Annotated in this window: 13 protein-coding genes and 2 riboswitches; of the genes, 5 read left to right on the forward strand and 8 right to left on the reverse strand. The window is 65.3% G+C overall.

Translation table 11 applies throughout. The annotated features are described in order from the left end of the window. Positions 1–269: 269 nt before the first annotated feature. The 5 genes from WS66_RS29175 to WS66_RS29195 all read right to left on the reverse strand — a co-directional run bounded on the left by WS66_RS29175 (position 270) and on the right by WS66_RS29195 (position 5607). Positions 270–1322 (reverse strand): VTT domain-containing protein, encoded by a 1053-nt coding sequence (locus WS66_RS29175; protein WP_236873001.1) that lies wholly within the window; start codon positions 1320–1322, stop codon positions 270–272. A gap of 127 nt (positions 1323–1449) precedes the next feature. Then, on the reverse strand, positions 1450–2721 hold the full coding sequence (locus tag WS66_RS29180) for a DUF3734 domain-containing protein (RefSeq protein WP_059606209.1): 1272 nt from the start codon (positions 2719–2721) through the stop codon (positions 1450–1452). Positions 2722–2731: 10 nt separating this feature from the next. Continuing rightward, positions 2732–3514, reverse strand: coding sequence for a 3-hydroxybutyrate dehydrogenase (locus WS66_RS29185; RefSeq protein ID WP_059606211.1), 783 nt, complete (start codon positions 3512–3514; stop codon positions 2732–2734). Between the two features lie 15 nt (positions 3515–3529). Further along, entirely contained in the window at positions 3530–4309 is a 780-nt protein-coding gene (locus tag WS66_RS29190; RefSeq protein ID WP_082729030.1) for an acetoacetate decarboxylase, read from the reverse strand. A 296-nt stretch (positions 4310–4605) separates the two neighbouring features. Next, a complete protein-coding gene (locus tag WS66_RS29195) occupies positions 4606–5607 on the reverse strand; it encodes a bestrophin family protein (protein WP_059606213.1) in 1002 nt (333 codons plus the stop codon). A 229-nt stretch (positions 5608–5836) separates the two neighbouring features. Here WS66_RS29195 and WS66_RS29200 point away from each other — a divergent pair, with 229 nt between their 5' ends. After that, positions 5837–7045, forward strand: a complete 1209-nt coding sequence (locus WS66_RS29200) for an NAD(P)/FAD-dependent oxidoreductase (protein ID WP_059606355.1) — start codon at positions 5837–5839, stop codon at positions 7043–7045. A gap of 109 nt (positions 7046–7154) precedes the next feature. Here the strand turns inward: WS66_RS29200 and WS66_RS29205 are convergent, their stop codons facing one another. Continuing rightward, positions 7155–7655 (reverse strand): Ohr family peroxiredoxin, encoded by a 501-nt coding sequence (locus WS66_RS29205; protein ID WP_059606215.1) that lies wholly within the window; start codon positions 7653–7655, stop codon positions 7155–7157. A gap of 349 nt (positions 7656–8004) precedes the next feature. Then, complete coding sequence (gene pdxR / locus WS66_RS29210; RefSeq protein ID WP_059606217.1) at positions 8005–9525, reverse strand: MocR-like pyridoxine biosynthesis transcription factor PdxR; 1521 nt, start codon at positions 9523–9525, stop codon at positions 8005–8007. 192 nt (positions 9526–9717) lie between these two features. Between pdxR and WS66_RS29215 the strand changes: the two genes are divergently transcribed. Then, positions 9718–10461 (forward strand): SDR family oxidoreductase, encoded by a 744-nt coding sequence (locus WS66_RS29215; protein ID WP_059606219.1) that lies wholly within the window; start codon positions 9718–9720, stop codon positions 10459–10461. Positions 10462–10544: 83 nt separating this feature from the next. Next, positions 10545–11600 (forward strand): LysR family transcriptional regulator, encoded by a 1056-nt coding sequence (locus WS66_RS29220; protein WP_059606221.1) that lies wholly within the window; start codon positions 10545–10547, stop codon positions 11598–11600. Between the two features lie 425 nt (positions 11601–12025). On the opposite strand, the gene WS66_RS29230 is transcribed toward WS66_RS29220, so the two are convergent. Next, positions 12026–13066: an ABC transporter substrate-binding protein gene (locus WS66_RS29230; RefSeq protein ID WP_059606224.1), complete on the reverse strand. Its 1041-nt coding sequence runs from the start codon at positions 13064–13066 to the stop codon at positions 12026–12028. 136 nt (positions 13067–13202) lie between these two features. Then, a riboswitch (guanidine-I (ykkC/yxkD leader) is annotated at positions 13203–13324 on the reverse strand. Between the two features lie 432 nt (positions 13325–13756). Beyond that, a riboswitch (guanidine-I (ykkC/yxkD leader) is annotated at positions 13757–13890 on the forward strand. 57 nt (positions 13891–13947) lie between these two features. Here WS66_RS29230 and WS66_RS29240 point away from each other — a divergent pair. Both WS66_RS29240 and WS66_RS29245 read left to right on the forward strand, forming a co-directional pair. Further along, positions 13948–14709: an urea amidolyase associated protein UAAP1 gene (locus WS66_RS29240; RefSeq protein WP_059606225.1), complete on the forward strand. Its 762-nt coding sequence runs from the start codon at positions 13948–13950 to the stop codon at positions 14707–14709. An 11-nt stretch (positions 14710–14720) separates the two neighbouring features. After that, complete coding sequence (locus WS66_RS29245) at positions 14721–15377, forward strand: urea amidolyase associated protein UAAP2 (protein WP_059606226.1); 657 nt, start codon at positions 14721–14723, stop codon at positions 15375–15377. Positions 15378–15383 lie beyond the last annotated feature (6 nt).

A 15383-nucleotide genomic window follows, 5' to 3' on the forward strand; every position in this document is an offset into this window, starting at 1 on the left:
AGATCGTCTTGCCCCGGGTTCGAGACAAGCGGCGCAGTCGCCGCATGGCGCAACTGTGGTCGGGAGAGGGTGTCAGGTCCGCCGACGATATGACCAAGAAGAGGCGTGAAACCCGGCTAGCGTGGGTCGCGATGCCGAGGTCCGGCACTCGCTGCGTGCGCCGATGGAGGCGCCATGGAGGTGTTGTCTGTCGCCAGGATAATCGGCGGCCCGACAGGCCGCCAACGGTGCGATACCGCGCTGCCCGGGAACCCGGGCGCGCCACGGCGTCAATACGTGAAGGCTTTCCGCTCTTCCGGGGTGATTGCCGCGTCGTTCATCGCGACCATCGGTTCCACGTCGAAGCCCGCGACGCGCCATGCATCGATACCGCCCGTGAGCGGTAACGCGAGCTTGACACCGGACAGGCGCAACTGCCTGGCCACCGACACGGCAGACGTTTCGTGCGGGCACGCACAATAGATGACGAGCGTCCGGTTCGTGCCGTAGCGCTCCATGATCTGGCGCGGCTTGCGTTCATCGCCGATCACCGCGCCCGGGATAACGAACGGATCGAGCATTCTTCGCTCGGCGGAACGGATATCGATCACGGCCGGCCGCGGATTGCTCGCGAGCAACGCATGCAGTTCACCCGCGCTGATCCGCGCTTTTCCGAGGGCGCTTGCCAGCATCCGTCGGCGGCAGTGGCGATACGGAAGATACAACGCCGGTGCGATGCCGATCACGATGAGCACATGCCAGCCAAGACGAGTGACGAGGGCGAAGACCGCGTCGATCTGCGAGGCGAACAGTGTGCCGACGGACAGACCGATCGACGCCCACAGCGCAATGCCGACGCAGTCATGCAAGATAAAGGCGCGCAACCTGACGGCCATCGCGCCGCATAGCGGAACGGCCACGAGTGACAGGCCGGGTACGAACCGCGCGATCACGAGCACGCGAACGCCCCAACGCCCGAAGAAGCGCTCCGTCGTCCTGACGCACGCGTCGCGCGACGGTGTCAGTTTGCAGACGGTGTGAAGCGTGCGCTTGCCGTACCGTTTTCCACCCTGGTACCAGACCAGGTCGCCGAGCAGGCCGCCAACCACGGCGGCGGCCAGTATCGTCGAGAAATGCAGCAGCGTCGACGACGCGACATGGGTCACGAGCGCGATGCCTGCGCCTACCGTGACCAGGGTCGGAATGGCAGGCAGCGGCAGGCCGAGCGACGACCCTAGAACGTTCAGGAATACGATCAACGTGCCGTACCGCGCGATCATTTCATGCGACATCATGGTGCTCTCCTTGAGGCAGGCGCATGGGCGATCTCGACGATCGGTCATGGCTCCGCCTGAAGCGGTCCTGCAAGGGCGGTACCGCGAGTCGGGAACAGAGCAGGCGGGCCGCCGGTCACGCGTCGCCGGCACGCGGCCGACCGCCCGGCTCACCCGCGGCTGGCGTCGATACGGGTCACCCGGCGACGGACGATTCCTTCTCGGGCGGCAGTTGTTCCGCGGGAGAAGCATGCTTGCCGAGGCTGCCGGCTTCGTCCACGTCGTGCCGATAGCGGTGCACGTCCCGCGTGACGAAGCCGATTTCCCGGCTCGGAATCTCGAACCACTCCGGGTGTCCGAACGAACGGCGAATATCCTCGAGACCGCTCGCCCAATGCTCGCGCATCGTGTCCTTGCTGAACTCATAGTCCTTGTAGTGCCCCTCGAACGTCTTGTTCTTGTAGATCAGGTGCACCACGTTCACGGCACTGCCATCCGCCGTTTTCTGAGCTTCCCGCAGCAGCGGGTGGGCAAGCCGCACGTGTTCCGGAATGTGTTCGAGCAGCGCCTTGATCATCTGCGCATGTTTCTGGTTCTGCGACATGAACGCGGTGATCGCGCGCGTGCGGCTCGAATACTGAATGTCCTTGGTGCGTTCGCTGACATCGAGGAAGTTGCCCGGCAACTTGCCGCGCGAGCTCCACAGATCGAGCTGGAAGACGAGCGTGTCCTTGTGCTGGCTTTCGCGGATGATCTCGGTGAGCGGCGTATTGGAAACGAGGCCACCGTCCCAGTAGAACTCGCCATCGATCTCGACGGCCGGAAAGCCCGGCGGCAGCGCGCCGGACGCGATGAAATGCTCCGGCGCCAGGCGCATTTTCGTATTGTCGAAATAGACGAGATTGCCCGTTCGCACATTGACCGCTCCGACGGATACACGAATGTTTCCGTCGTTGATGCGGTCGAAGTTGGCGTACCGCAGGAGCGTTTCACGCAACGCCGACGTGTCGTAGTAGCTGACCCGATCGGGACGCTTTGCGCCGAATCCGGCGAAAGGCACGTGCGTGCGCGGCGAGAAGAATCCGTTCTGACCTTCCATCAGCGTTCGCGTGGCAGCCCATGCGCTCGACCACCTGCGCCCCACGTCGGCAAGCCCGGGCCACGCCGACATGCACGCGCCGACGTGAGCGAGCGGATCGCCCGGCTGACTGATGGTGTTCCAGAAGCCGCGGAGCGCGTCCGTGCGGTCCGCCGGCGCATTGCCGGCGATGATCGCCGTATTCAGCGCGCCGATCGATATGCCGGCGATTCGCGTCGGCTCCACGCCGACTTCGGCCATGCCTTCGTACACGCCGGCCTGATAGGAGCCGAGTGCGCCGCCACCCTGCAGCACGAGTCCGATTTCGTCATACGCGGGCAGCTTGATGCGATGGGGCTGCTTCAGCGTGTTACGCTGGTTCGAATACATGGTGTCCTCCTTACTGCATGAACCAGCCGTGGCTGACGACGATCGATTGTCCGGTGAGCGCGTTCGACTCGAAGCCGGCCAGGAACGCAACCGTGTGCGCGACATCGGCCGCCGACGTGAATTCGCCGTCGACGGTCTCTCTCAACATCACGTCCTTGACGACCTGCTGTTCGGAGATGCCCAGCGCTTTCGCCTGCTCCGGAATCTGCTTGTCGACCAGCGGCGTCCTGACGAAGCCCGGGCACACGACATTGGCGCGTACGCCGCGCGGCCCGCCTTCCTTCGCGACGACGCGCGCGAGACCGAGGAGCCCGTGCTTCGCGGTCACGTAGGCGGACTTCAGCGGCGAGGCCTCGTGCGAATGCACCGAGCCCATGTAGATCACCGTGCCGCCCTTGTTCGACGCGTACATGTGCCTGATGACGGCACGCGTCGTCAGGAATGCACCGTCCAGGTGAATGGCCAGCATCTTCTTCCAGTCGGAAAATGCGTAGTCCTCGATCCGGTTGACGATCTGGATGCCGGCGTTCGACACGAGCACGTCGATTCCGCCCAGCCGCTTCACCGTTTCGGCCATGCCGGCATCGACGGCTTCCTCGCTGGTGACGTCCATCGCGATCGCCAATGCCTTCCCTCCGCTCGCGACGATATCGTCCGCAACCTTGCGCGCGGCCGCGAGGTTCAGATCGGCGATCACGACCGTGGCGCCGTCCGCTGCTAGCTTGCGTGCGCACAGATCGCCGATACCGCTTGCCGCGCCCGTCACGAGCGCGACCTTGTCATTCAGTGCCATACGTCCTCCGGAGGTTTACTGGTTGACCGCGAGCTTCAGCGACGCGGCGGGGGCGAGGTAGTCATGGGCCACTTCGCCGATATCGAGCGTGAGATGTGCGATGACGTGGCGCGCGCCGATCACCTTGCGAACCGGCAGGTCGGCAACCGACGCGAGCGCATGCGGATGCAGTTCGAGCGCGGCAGGCCCCTCCCATGCGCCGATCACGTCGACATCGCGCAGGAAGAAGCGCACCAGTTCGCAAATGCGCGCGGTGCCGTCGACGTGCGGAATGACCTTGAGCAGATAGTTGGGCGTGCCGGCGAGCTTGCGGCGCTCGGCTTCCGTGTCGAGCGCGCGGTACTTGTAACCCATCGTTCCGGTGGCGATGCGCTGCGTGCCGTAGTCGAGCGTGCCGAGCAGCGTGTCCTTGCCGTCGACGCAGAGCCGCGGCGACGCCAGTTTCTTGGGAAATCCCCAGATTTCCCGTCCGGCGGCGATGGGGCCTTCGTCGTCGAGGTACATCGCATGCGTGAAATTGGCTCGCGTGCCGTCCTCGTCCAGAACGGAGATCACCTGACCACTTTCGGTGTAGTCACCGAATCCAGACGAATCGGGCATCCGGATGAACTCGTAATGGACAACGGCCCGGTCGACCGTCAGAGGTTCCGGGACGACGGCCCGGAGGGCGTCCATGTCCGTCTCGTACGAGATGATGAAATACTCCCGATTGACGAAGCGGAAGGGCGGACGCGGATACGCCGGGTTGTGCACGGGCATCGCGAATGCGTTGCTGCGGATGTCTTCTTCTGTCACGGATCGTTCCTCGGTTGATGAGGTGCTGGGTCACACCCATGGCAACAGCCTTGGCTGCCGCGGCCAATGACGCGCGACGACGCGACGCGGCGCAGACGGCCGCGCGGGTCGCACGTTGCACTTGCGGTGTCGTGTCCGTTTCCCGGATGGGATCGGGCATGCATGCACGGCCACCGTCATCGCCAAGCGTAGGCGATGTGCTCGTGCGGCAGTAGCGTCGCGACGGACCTCATCATGTTGTCTCGGCGACAACAATCGACGAACGGAGGATGGCGAAACGAAAGACGTGTGACGCGCTACAGCGCGATGATGGTGCGGCTCGACGGATCGCGCGCATGTTCGCCGAGCATCGCTTTCAGATCGCGCTCGATCGTGCTGCACAGCGTTGAAATGGGCACGTCGTTGGCGCCGCCTTCGAACGGGTTCTCCGTGCTTTCGCCAACCTGCTCGAGCGAGGTGTACATCCAGGAAACGGCGACGCTGCACGGCACGACCAGCCAGACCATGTTGCCGTGCATGAAACCGCTGACGCTATCGTTCAACCGGTTGAATTCGTTCAGAAGACCGAACGGAAGCGACAGGCAGAAGAACCGGACGAACAGGGAGCTGACGGTCGCATACTGACGCGGGTAGGGAAAGTTCTTGAAGCGTTCCGATCTTGCCTGGAGGTCGATGAAATCGCCGACGGTTTTCTGCAGCTCCATGTAAAAGTTCGAATTCAGATGCCCGGCCATGTGAAGCGTCCGGAGCGAAGTGCCCTGCAGGCTCAGCACGAACGTTGCGATGCAAGCCGAGGAGAGCGACTGTCCCGTTTCGGTCGAGGAGAGGTACTTCGGCAACAATTCGCTGATGTCCTTTTCCCACTCCGGAACACGATAGAACCGGCGGTACTCCGCGTTGTAGCGTTTGTTCGTGCTTTCCCAGATGCGCGGGCGGCGCAGGTCGTAGCGGAGCGCGGTCAGCCACGCCAGGTGGCGATCGACGAGTGTTCGGGCGATCTCGTCATCGGTGACGAAGTCGCGGACGAATTGGCCCCAGCGCCAGCTCGTGCTCAGGATATCCGTCCAGATGTCCAGCGCGTCCATTGCGCGGTTGTAGGTTTGAACGTTCTTGAAGCCGACGATGAACGACGTCGCAGTTCCGAGCAGAACCACGATCGTCAGGGGGATCGACAGCCACGTAACGGAGAAAAACTTGTACAGGACAACCGGAACGGAACCGAAAACGAGCAGTTCGTAAATTTTCCAGCGCGTCCAGATCAGGAACTCCGACAGTTTGTACGATTTCCCCATGTGCATTTTATTTGCCTCATCGTTGAGTCAGGTGGGTGACGAAGACGGCGTTCGAGTCGCGTGCGATCGTTCGTCGACATCATGCCCGCGATCGATCAGTGCGGCGTGTGATGGATTGGTGCCGAAGCGGCAACATCGTGAGCACGACTGCGGATCTACTGCGCAATGCCGTGTCGACCTAGGATGACTTCGCGCGGCGAGTTGCCGCCATCGACATCAACCGAGGGCAATGATCATGTCGCAGAAGATCCTGATAGTGGGTGCCGGTTTTGCCGGCGTGTGGGGCGCACTGGGCGCGGCGCGCGTGCTGGATGGTGCCGGTGTGACGAGCGGCGACGTCGAGATCACGTTGATCTCCCCGAAACCGGAACTGCAGATCCGGCCGCGGCTGTACGAAAGCGAGCCGCAGCGGATGGCCACACCGTTGCTGCCGCTGCTCGATGCGGTCGGCGTGAAGTTTCTCGAAGGCAGCGTCGAGGAGATTTCCGTCCGCGAGAAGACGGTCAGTGTCGCGTGCGCCAACGGCCAGCGACGTCTGCTCGCGTATGACAGGCTGTTGTTGACCAGCGGCAGCAGGTTGGGCAAGCCGCCGGTGCCAGGGCTCGCGGAACACGCGTTTTCGGTCGATCGTATCGAGGACGCCGTCGCGCTCGACGACCACTTCGCGGCGCTCGCGAAACTGCCGGAATCGCCGGCACGCAATACGGTCGCGGTGGTCGGTTGCGGCTTTACGGGTATCGAGGTTGCCACCGAGTTGCCCAAGCGCTTGCGCGAGTGGTTCGGCCCGCAGACGAAAGGGCGTGTCGTCGTGATCGGCGCGCAGGACGACATCGGTCCCGATCTCGGCCCGAATCCTCGGCCGTATGTCGCCGAAGCATTCGCGTCGCTCGGCGTCGAGGCCGTGCTCGGATCGCGCGTCGTGTCGGTCGCGGCCGACGGCGTTCGTACCGCGTCGGGCATGCACATCGAGGCGATGACCGTGATCTGGGCGGGCGGAATGCTTGCGAGCCCGCTGACGTCGCAAGTCTCGTCGCACCTGGATCCGCTCGGGCGCGTCGAGGTCACACCGGATCTTCGCGCGGCGGAAGCGCCGCACGTGTTCGTCGCGGGAGACGTGGCGCGGGCGCGCAGCGACGATGACGGGCACTATGCATTGATGTCGTGCCAGCACGCGATCGTGATGGGGCAATTCGGCGGGCACAACGTCGCGGCGGATCTGATCGGCGTGCCGACACTGGAATACCGGCAGCCGTTCTATGCGACATGCGTCGACCTGGGCGATTGGGGCGCCGTGTACTCGGAAGGCTGGGATCGGCAGATCAAACTGACGCATGCCGAAGGAAAGGCGCGCAAGCAGATGATCAACACGCAATGGATCTATCCGCCGGCACCGAATCGTGCCGAGGCACTGGCGGCCGGTAACCCGCAGGCGTCGTTCGATTGACCGATCGCCCCCCGCGCGCGCGTCGCGAGATGCGCGGCGGGGGGCATGCCGCTGCGGCAACGAACGCCGTCGGCGGACGACGCGCTGTCGCGGCGCGAAAGGCGCCGGGTCAGTCGACGACGGTCACGATATTGACGGTGCCTTGCCGGGCCATCTTCGCATATGGGCACAAGCGTTCCGCGGTTCGAACCATTTCTTCCGCGACGTTTCGATCGACGCCCGGCATCCGCACCCGAACGTCGATGAGCAACGCATAGCCGCCGTCCATGGGATCGCGGCCGAATGAAACCTGCACTTCCACGGCGGTATCGGGGGTATCCATATCGGCGCGTTTCTCGAGCAGATTGAGCGCGCCGTGGAAGCACGCGGCGAAGCCGGCCGCGAACAACTGCTCCGGATTGGTCCCGTTGCCGGGCCCGCCAAACTCGGTGGGCAGGCGCAAGTCGACGGCGAGATTTCCGTCGTCCGAGCGGACGACGCCGGATGCGCGGCCGTGTCCCGTCTCGCCACCGGACACGGTGACGGTCGTGGTGTAAAGCGGTTGAAAATCCCGGCCTCGATACCTGTCGAGGAGGGAAAGCGGCGGGGCTTGCAGCTTGTTGTCATCCATGATGCGTGCTCGAATTCAGCGACACGCTTCGACCTCGGTCATTCGATCGTCGAAACGTCTTGCGAAGGGGCCGGAACGCCGGGGCAAGTAGCGTCGTCAAGGAATGACGGGCACGGAGGATCGTCCGAGGAATGCGGCAATCTTCCGGTGCAGCCCGATTCCCGGTTCGTCTACGGGAGAAAGACGCTTCCATGCTAGAGGCGCGCGCGGGATGGCGGTATGGCCGTTCCGGGCGATTGTATGTTTCCCGTTGGACACCAATCGGGAACGCGGCACGAATTTCAATCAGGCGCCCGGCGGCAGCGGTTGCCGGCACGCAAGGCCGCACGCGATTGGTGCACGCCGCGCGTCAGCGGCCCAGGCACACGCGCAGCGCTCGTGCGTGACGTTGCGCTTCGTCCGCGTCGGCGATGTTCGCGAACCCGATGATGAGGCCGCGTGGCGTTTGCTGCGTGTGGCTGTTCGTGTACCAGATCGACAGCGGCAGGACCGCGAGCCCGGCTTCGCGGGCGCGCGCGGCGACGGTGACATCGTCGACCGGCCCCTCGGGTCCCGCCGTGAACCGCACCGCGAACTGGATGCCGCCAGGCGGCAGGTCGACGATCAGCCGCTTGCCGAACGCCTGCCGCAATGCGTGCACGATCAGCGTGCGGCGCTCGCCATACAGCGTGCGCATGCGCTTCAGGTGCCGGGCGAAGTGACCCTGTTCGATGAAATCCGCCAGGGCCGCCTGCAGGAGCGCCGGCGAGCCTGCGTTCATGCTGCAGGCCACGCGTTCGACACGCTCCACCGCACGCTCCGGCACGACTGCGTACGCGAGCCGCAAGCCGGGATACATCGCCTTGCTGAAGGTACTGCAATAGATCACGCGATCGCGCCGGTCGAGACTCTTCAGCGCCTGCAGCGGGCGGCCCAGATAGCGGAACTCGCTGTCGTAGTCGTCCTCGACGATCCACCCGGACGTCTTTTCGGCCCAGTCCAGCAGCGCGATGCGGCGGGACAGCGACAGCGTATGCCCGAGCGGGCTCTGATGCGACGGCGTCACGAGCGCGAAGCGCGCGTGCGCGTCCAGCTGCAGGCCGCGCTCGACGTCGATTCCCTCGGCATCCACCGGCACCGGGACGAGGTGCACGCCCGTCTCGGAGAGGAAACTGCGTGCGAGCAGATAGCCGGGGTCCTCGAACCAGACGCGGTCGTTCGGACGCGCGAGGCTGCGCAGCACGAGTTCCAGCGTGGCGCGGTAGCCGCTGGTGATGAACACCTGTTCCGGCACGCAGGTGACGCCGCGCGACAGCCCCAGATAGGTGGCGATGTGTTCGCGCAGCGGCCTGTAACCGGCCGGATTCGGGTAGCCCAGCAGCGCACGATCCCCGCTGCGCGCGCGCAGCGACACGAGGCGGTGCCAGACCTTGCGCGGAAAGGCGTCGAGGGCAGGGACCCCGGGCTGCAACGGGCGCGGCTCGCCGCTCATCGCGACGGCGATCGGTTGCGCGCGCCGCGGAGGCGGGCTGTCGCGCGACATGCCCGGTACCTGAAGCACGTCGGCGCTGTCGACGTGCGCCGCCGATTCGTCGTCATGCGCGGGGGTCGCCCGCAGCAGCGATTTCGGCAAGGACGGCGAGACGAACGTGCCTGCCGCGCCGCGCATTTGCAGATATCCCTCGTCGACCAGGATCGTGTAAGCCTGTTCGACGGTGCCGCGCGCCGTGTTCAATTGCGTCGCCAGACCGCGTAACGCCGGCACGCGATCGCCCGGACGCAGGTGGCCCGCGGCGATCGCGGTTCTGAACCGCTCACAGATCTGCAGATAGATCGGCAACTGATGCTGCCGGTCGATTTCGATGGTCAGCATGGAGGATTGCGCAGACATGACGGCCTCGTGGGTAACGGAACAGACACGGCATGGACCAGTCCGATCGACGATTCTTGGCACTGATGGATAGGACATGATTCTTCCACAATTGCTCCACGCGATGCGACGGTCATCACCGCCTTCACCGGATCCGGCACCCGTCATGTCCCCTCGCATTCACATGCAATCCATTCGTCAGGAGATTTTGCGATGAAGATCGTTGTCATCGGCGGTTCGGGCCTGATCGGCTCGCGTGTCGTCACGCTGCTCGAGGAAGCGGGCCATCGGGCGGTTGCCGCATCGCCGCGCACCGGTGTCAATACCATCACGGGCGAGGGCCTGACCGACGCATTGACGGACGCGGACGTGGTCGTGGACGTGGCGAACGCACCGTCATGGGAACCGCAGGCGGTCCTGGACTTCTTCCGCACGTCGGCACGCAATCTCGGCAAGGCCGAAGTGGCCGCGGGCGTGCGCCATCACGTCGCGCTGTCGATCGTCGGTTGCGACCGGATGCCGGAGAACGGCTATTTCGCGGCCAAGGTCGCGCAGGAGCAGGCGATCGAGGCGGCGGGCGTACCGTACACGATCGTGCGCGCGACGCAATTCATGGAATTCATCGGCGGCATCGCGGATTTCGGCACGGTTGACGGCACCGTGCGCATCGGCGACGGACTGTTCCAGCCGATCGCCGCGGAAGACGTGTCGGCACTCGTCGCGCAGGCCGCGCTCGCCGGGCCGCAGAACGGCACGATCGAGATCGCGGGTCCGGATCGCGCGCCGTTTGCGGAGATCGTCGCGCGCTACCTGAAGTCGGTCGGCGACACGCGCGCGGTGGTGACCGATCGCGACGCCCGCTACTACGGCGGCCGCGTCGAGGAAACGTCGCTGGTGCCGCTCGGGGACGCGCGGCTGGGCCGCATCGGTCTCGACCAGTGGCTGGCAAGAAGCTGATTCACGTTCGCACGTATGCGATACGCCGGCGCATGCCGGCGACGAGTCGATCCGTGTGAGCAGCACGTGTGGGGGCAGCGGAAATGAATCATTCGGAACCATCGGAACACGGCGCGCGTCGCGACCTGGCCAGTCGCGCCGATGCACTGTCGGCGAGCTTCGGTGCGAGCTATGCAGGCATCCTTGCATTCGTTGCCGTGGCGAGCGAGGGGAGTTTCACCAAGGCCGCCGAACTGCTCGGCGTCGGGCGGCCGGCCGTGAGCCGGAACGTCCAGAAGCTGGAGGCCCAACTGAGCACGCGGCTGTTCCAGCGGACCACGCGCACGACCGAGCTGACTTGCGAGGGCCGGCGCTTCTTCGAGAATTGCCACCAGGGCGTGGCGCAGATCGTCGAAGCCATGAACGACATGCTGGAATTGCGGCAGGGGCCGCCGCGCGGCCTCATCCGCATCAGCTCGGCAGTGGGATTCGGCAGGAAGATCGTGGCGCCGCTGCTGGAAAAGTTCGCGCACGCCTATCCGGACATCATCATCGATCTGCTGCTCGACGACCGGCCCGTCGATCTGGTGTCCGAGCGGATCGACGTGTCGTTCCGTAACGGCCGCATCGAGGACTCCAGCATCATCGCCCGGCAACTGATTCCGATGCAGATGGCGCTCTGCGCGGCGCCGTCGTATGTGGCGAGGCACGGTCTCCCGCAGAGCGTCGAGGACCTCGACCGGCACGAGTGCATCAATTTCCGGTTTGCGAGCGGGCGCCTGTTCGAATGGGAGTTCAACGTGGACGGCCGCGTGCAGAAGTACCTGCCGACGTCGCGCCTCACGTTCAACGACGCGGATCTGGTGTTGCGCTCGGTGCTGAACGGATCGGGCATCGCGCAGATGGCGGGCTACCAGATCCGCGACCATCTCGCGTCGAACGAACTCGTCGTCGCGCTGGCGAAGCACGTGCCGGAGGATCGCGGTCACTACATCTGCTATCTGAGCCGGCAACACCTTCCGACGCGCATCCGGATCTTCGTCGACTTCATGACCGAGCAGATTCGCGCGCTCGATCTGAACTGCATGACGCGGTTCAATCCGGAAGTGCCGGTGTTGTCGTCGGCCGCGTCGGCCGCGTCGGCGGGGCTGGCGGCTTGACGCAGCTCCACGCGCGTTCGTCCGCAATCCAGTCGCCAAACAGCTGGATCCTTTGTTGCTGTTCGGTTCCGCCCGGATACGCGAAGTAATAGCCCATCCCCGTCGGCAACGAGGTGTCGAACGGCATCACGAGCCGGTGCGCCGCCACGCTCTCGTTCACCAGCGTCCTGTCGCCCCCAGGGGCGTCGACGTCGTCTCCAAGGACGCACGCCCCCTGTTCGGACTGAATTCCGCTACCGGCCTTATTTGCGTCGCGCGTGCTCGTCCAGGCGTCGCTTCAGTAGCATCGGTACGCGGACCTGATGCGATGCCAGGCCCACGTACCGCTGATTCGATCGGTCATGCGTGCGCGCGGATATCCGGCGTTGCCGAACCAGACCAGCCGCCGGCATGCCCGGCTCGGCCTGCAAGCGAGCCCGCGACGGTCAATGCAGCTCGCTGAAGCGCGGATCGATATACGCGTCGACGTCCTGCGACTGTTTGTACACGGCATTGCGCACGTTGAACGCATTCGCGTTGCGGGTCGACCCGTAGATCGAGTCGAGCCCGTCGCCCTTGCGGAACGCTTGCTTCGCGGCCGCCGCGTCGAGCAGGTGCGTGCCTTTCAGCAGCGGGAGATATTGCGCGGGCGTGAGGCCCACGCGTGCCGACATGATCTTCACCGCATCGGCCTGCGTCTTCGGGTCGTTGATATAGGCGACGCAGCGATACCAGACCTTGACCACCTTCGCCCAGTCGGCACGACGCGCGGCGAGGCTCGCCGGCGCGACCGTGATCGCATCGTAGATCAGCCCCGGCGCATCCGCCGACGTGAAGATTGCCCGTGCGCCGGGTGCGCGCTTCAACGCCTCGCCCGCGTTCGGCTGCCATGCGGCCACCGCGGCGATGTCGGTCGACGAACCGAGCACCTGCGGCAGTTCGTTCGTCTTCGCATTCACGAGCGTGACGTCGCCGTCCTTGAGCCCGTGCTTCTGCAGCGCGGTTTCGAGCAGCAGGTGATCGACGAGGCCGAGCTCGACGCCGACCTTCTTGCCCTTCAGGCCTTCGACGGTGCGCAGCGGCGGCTTCGCGACGATCATGTCGTTGCCGGCCGAATAGTCGGTCAACAGGATCATGACGTTCTTCGCGCCGGCCGCGCCGGTGACGAGCGCATCGCCGTTGGTCGCCGCGACCGCGTCGAGCTTGCCGGCGGAAAACGCGTCGAGCGAGGCCGAATAATCGAACCATTCGAAGTCGACGTCGACGCCGGCTTCCTTGAACCAGCCCTTGTCGAGCGCGACCTGGAACGCGACCCAGCCCGGCCAGTCGCTGTAGCCGATTTTCAGCGGCGCCGCCGCGTGCACGGCGGGCGTTGCCAGCAGCGCGGCTGCCGCGACGGCGGCGCCGAATGCGTGACGGATTGGACGGAAGAAATGGAGGAAGCGGAGGGACGGCAGGCGGCGGAACGCCAGGGCGGGACGGGTCATCGTTGTTCTCCAGGAGACCGGGATCGGGATCGTCGATTCGGACCGTGCCTGTGCGCGGTCCGGCCGCGTGGCCGGTTCCTGTGGATGCGGAACGAGAAGCGGCCACGGAGAGGCGCGACGGCCGTTGCCATCGCCAATCTCCCGGGCTTTTGTCCCGCCGTGTAGCGCGCGTGCATCCGGTCTCGCGATCGGACGAACCCGCGCCGGGCTGCTCTCGGACCAGACGTTCGATGAACCGGAACCCTAGCACCCCTAAGATGCGACGCCGCCGCACCTCTCGGCATCATGCCGAGCGAGAAGCGTGCCAATGGCGCGCGGCAACGCGATTCACCGGCGGCGGACGGCGCGCTGAAGTTCGATGAAGCGGGCGGAGAACAGCGCGCTCAATGCGCGCCGGAGCAGGTCGAGCTTGTTCATGAAGAGTGGGGTATCGAGTGAGGATGCACCTGTTCAGCAATGCCCATGCCATCGCGGACCGCGCGGTGCGCGCGTGCGCGATGCGCACTGCGACGGTGCGCGATCGCGTGCGCATGGTGCGTCGCACGCCCGCCGCGAGGGCAAGCCGCCGCCGCCGAATCGTTCATGCCGTGCGTCATCGGGCCGTCGTGCCGCGTCGTGCCGTGATTGCGCGGCGGCTGGCACACAACTCGCTTTATCGACACCCGAGAGGTGCGAAGCAATTTGCATCATCTTCAGGATCGCTAGGGTTCCGGTCGTGCGGCGTTCGCGCCGCGCGATGACTGGTCCGAGAGCAATCCGGTCTTGCCTTTGCCTCGATTCGAGGAAACGGCGAGGCTCCACGGAGGGATAAAAGCCCGGGAGGTCGCGATGTCGTTCGGTCGCCCTCTCACGCCTTTTGTCCAACCGACCACGGAGCCGCCATGTCGCCGAGCCCCCAAGCCGTCCCCGTCCTTGAGCCACCGCCACACGTCGCGTGGGAAACGCTGATTCCCGCAGGAACCCACTGGTCCGGCATCCTGCGCCGCGGCCTCGCACTGCGCATCGTCGATGTCGACGGCGGCGCGAACCTGTCCGCCGTCTTTCATCGCCAGGAAGACCCGCTCGAACGCTACAACATGGCCGACACGCTGAAGGCGCAGCACACCGCGCACCTCACGCGCGGCCATGCGCTGTATACGGACATGGGGCGCGTGATCGCGTCGATCACGGCCGACACGCTCGGCTGGCACGACCCGCTCGGCGGTGTCGGCGATGCGCGGTTGTTCGCGCACAAGTACGGCACGACCTCGTACCAGGCCGATCGCAACGCGATGATCCGCAACGGTCGCGACAGCCTCGTGCTCGAGCTCGCGAAATACGGGCTGTCGGCGCGCGATCTCGCCGCGAACGTCAACTTCTTCAGCAGGCTCGACGCGCGCGACGACGGCACGCTCGATTTCATCGCCGGCCACTCGCCGGCCGGCAGCGCGCTCGACCTGCGCTTCGAGATGAACACGCTGGCGGCGTTCTCGACCGCGCCGCATCCGCTCGATCCGCGTGCGGACTACGCACCGAAGCCCGTGAAGTTGATCGCGTACCGCGCGTATCCGGCGGACGGCGCCGCGCCCGACGACGACCCGTGCCGCCGCGCATGCGCGGAGAACATGCGCGGCTTCGCCAACACCGACCGTCTGTTCGCGTAAGGAGCCCTTCAATGCCGATCATCGAAAGCCGTCTCCACCCGCGCGACGCGATCCACGACACCACGCTGAAAGCCGGCGAACCGTGGCTGCACGACCTGAAACGCGGACAGGTCTTCCGCATCCTCGACCTGGAAGGCAACCAGGCGGTCGACACGTTGTTCTATCGCACCGACGACATCGAGGAGCGCTACAGCGCGCAGGACACGATTCGCGCGCAGCGCAACCTGTACCTGAGCGCGGGCAGCGTGCTGCTGTCCAGCCGGGGCAACCCGATGGTGACGATCGTCGCCGATACCTGCGGCCGCCACGACACGCTCGGCGGCGCGTGTGCGGCCGAGAGCAATACCGTGCGCTATGCGCTCGACAAGCGTTACATGCACAACTGCCGCGACAGCTTCCTCAACGCGATTGCGCACTGCACGTGCGGCGCGGGCACGCGGCTCGGCAAGCGCGACCTTGTCGGCAACGTCAACTTCTTCATGAACGTGCCAGTGACGCCGCTCGGCGGGCTCACGTTCGAGGACGGCATTTCCGCGCCCGGCAAGTACGTGGAGATGCGCGCGGAGATGGACGTCACCGTGCTGATCTCGAACTGCCCGCAACTCAACAATCCGTGCAACGGCTACAACCCGACGCCCGTGCGCCTCACGATCTGGGAGGCTGAATGAACTACA

Origin of the sequence: Burkholderia sp. LA-2-3-30-S1-D2, from assembly GCF_001523915.2 — a bacterium.
Lineage (GTDB): Bacteria > Pseudomonadota > Gammaproteobacteria > Burkholderiales > Burkholderiaceae > Burkholderia > Burkholderia diffusa.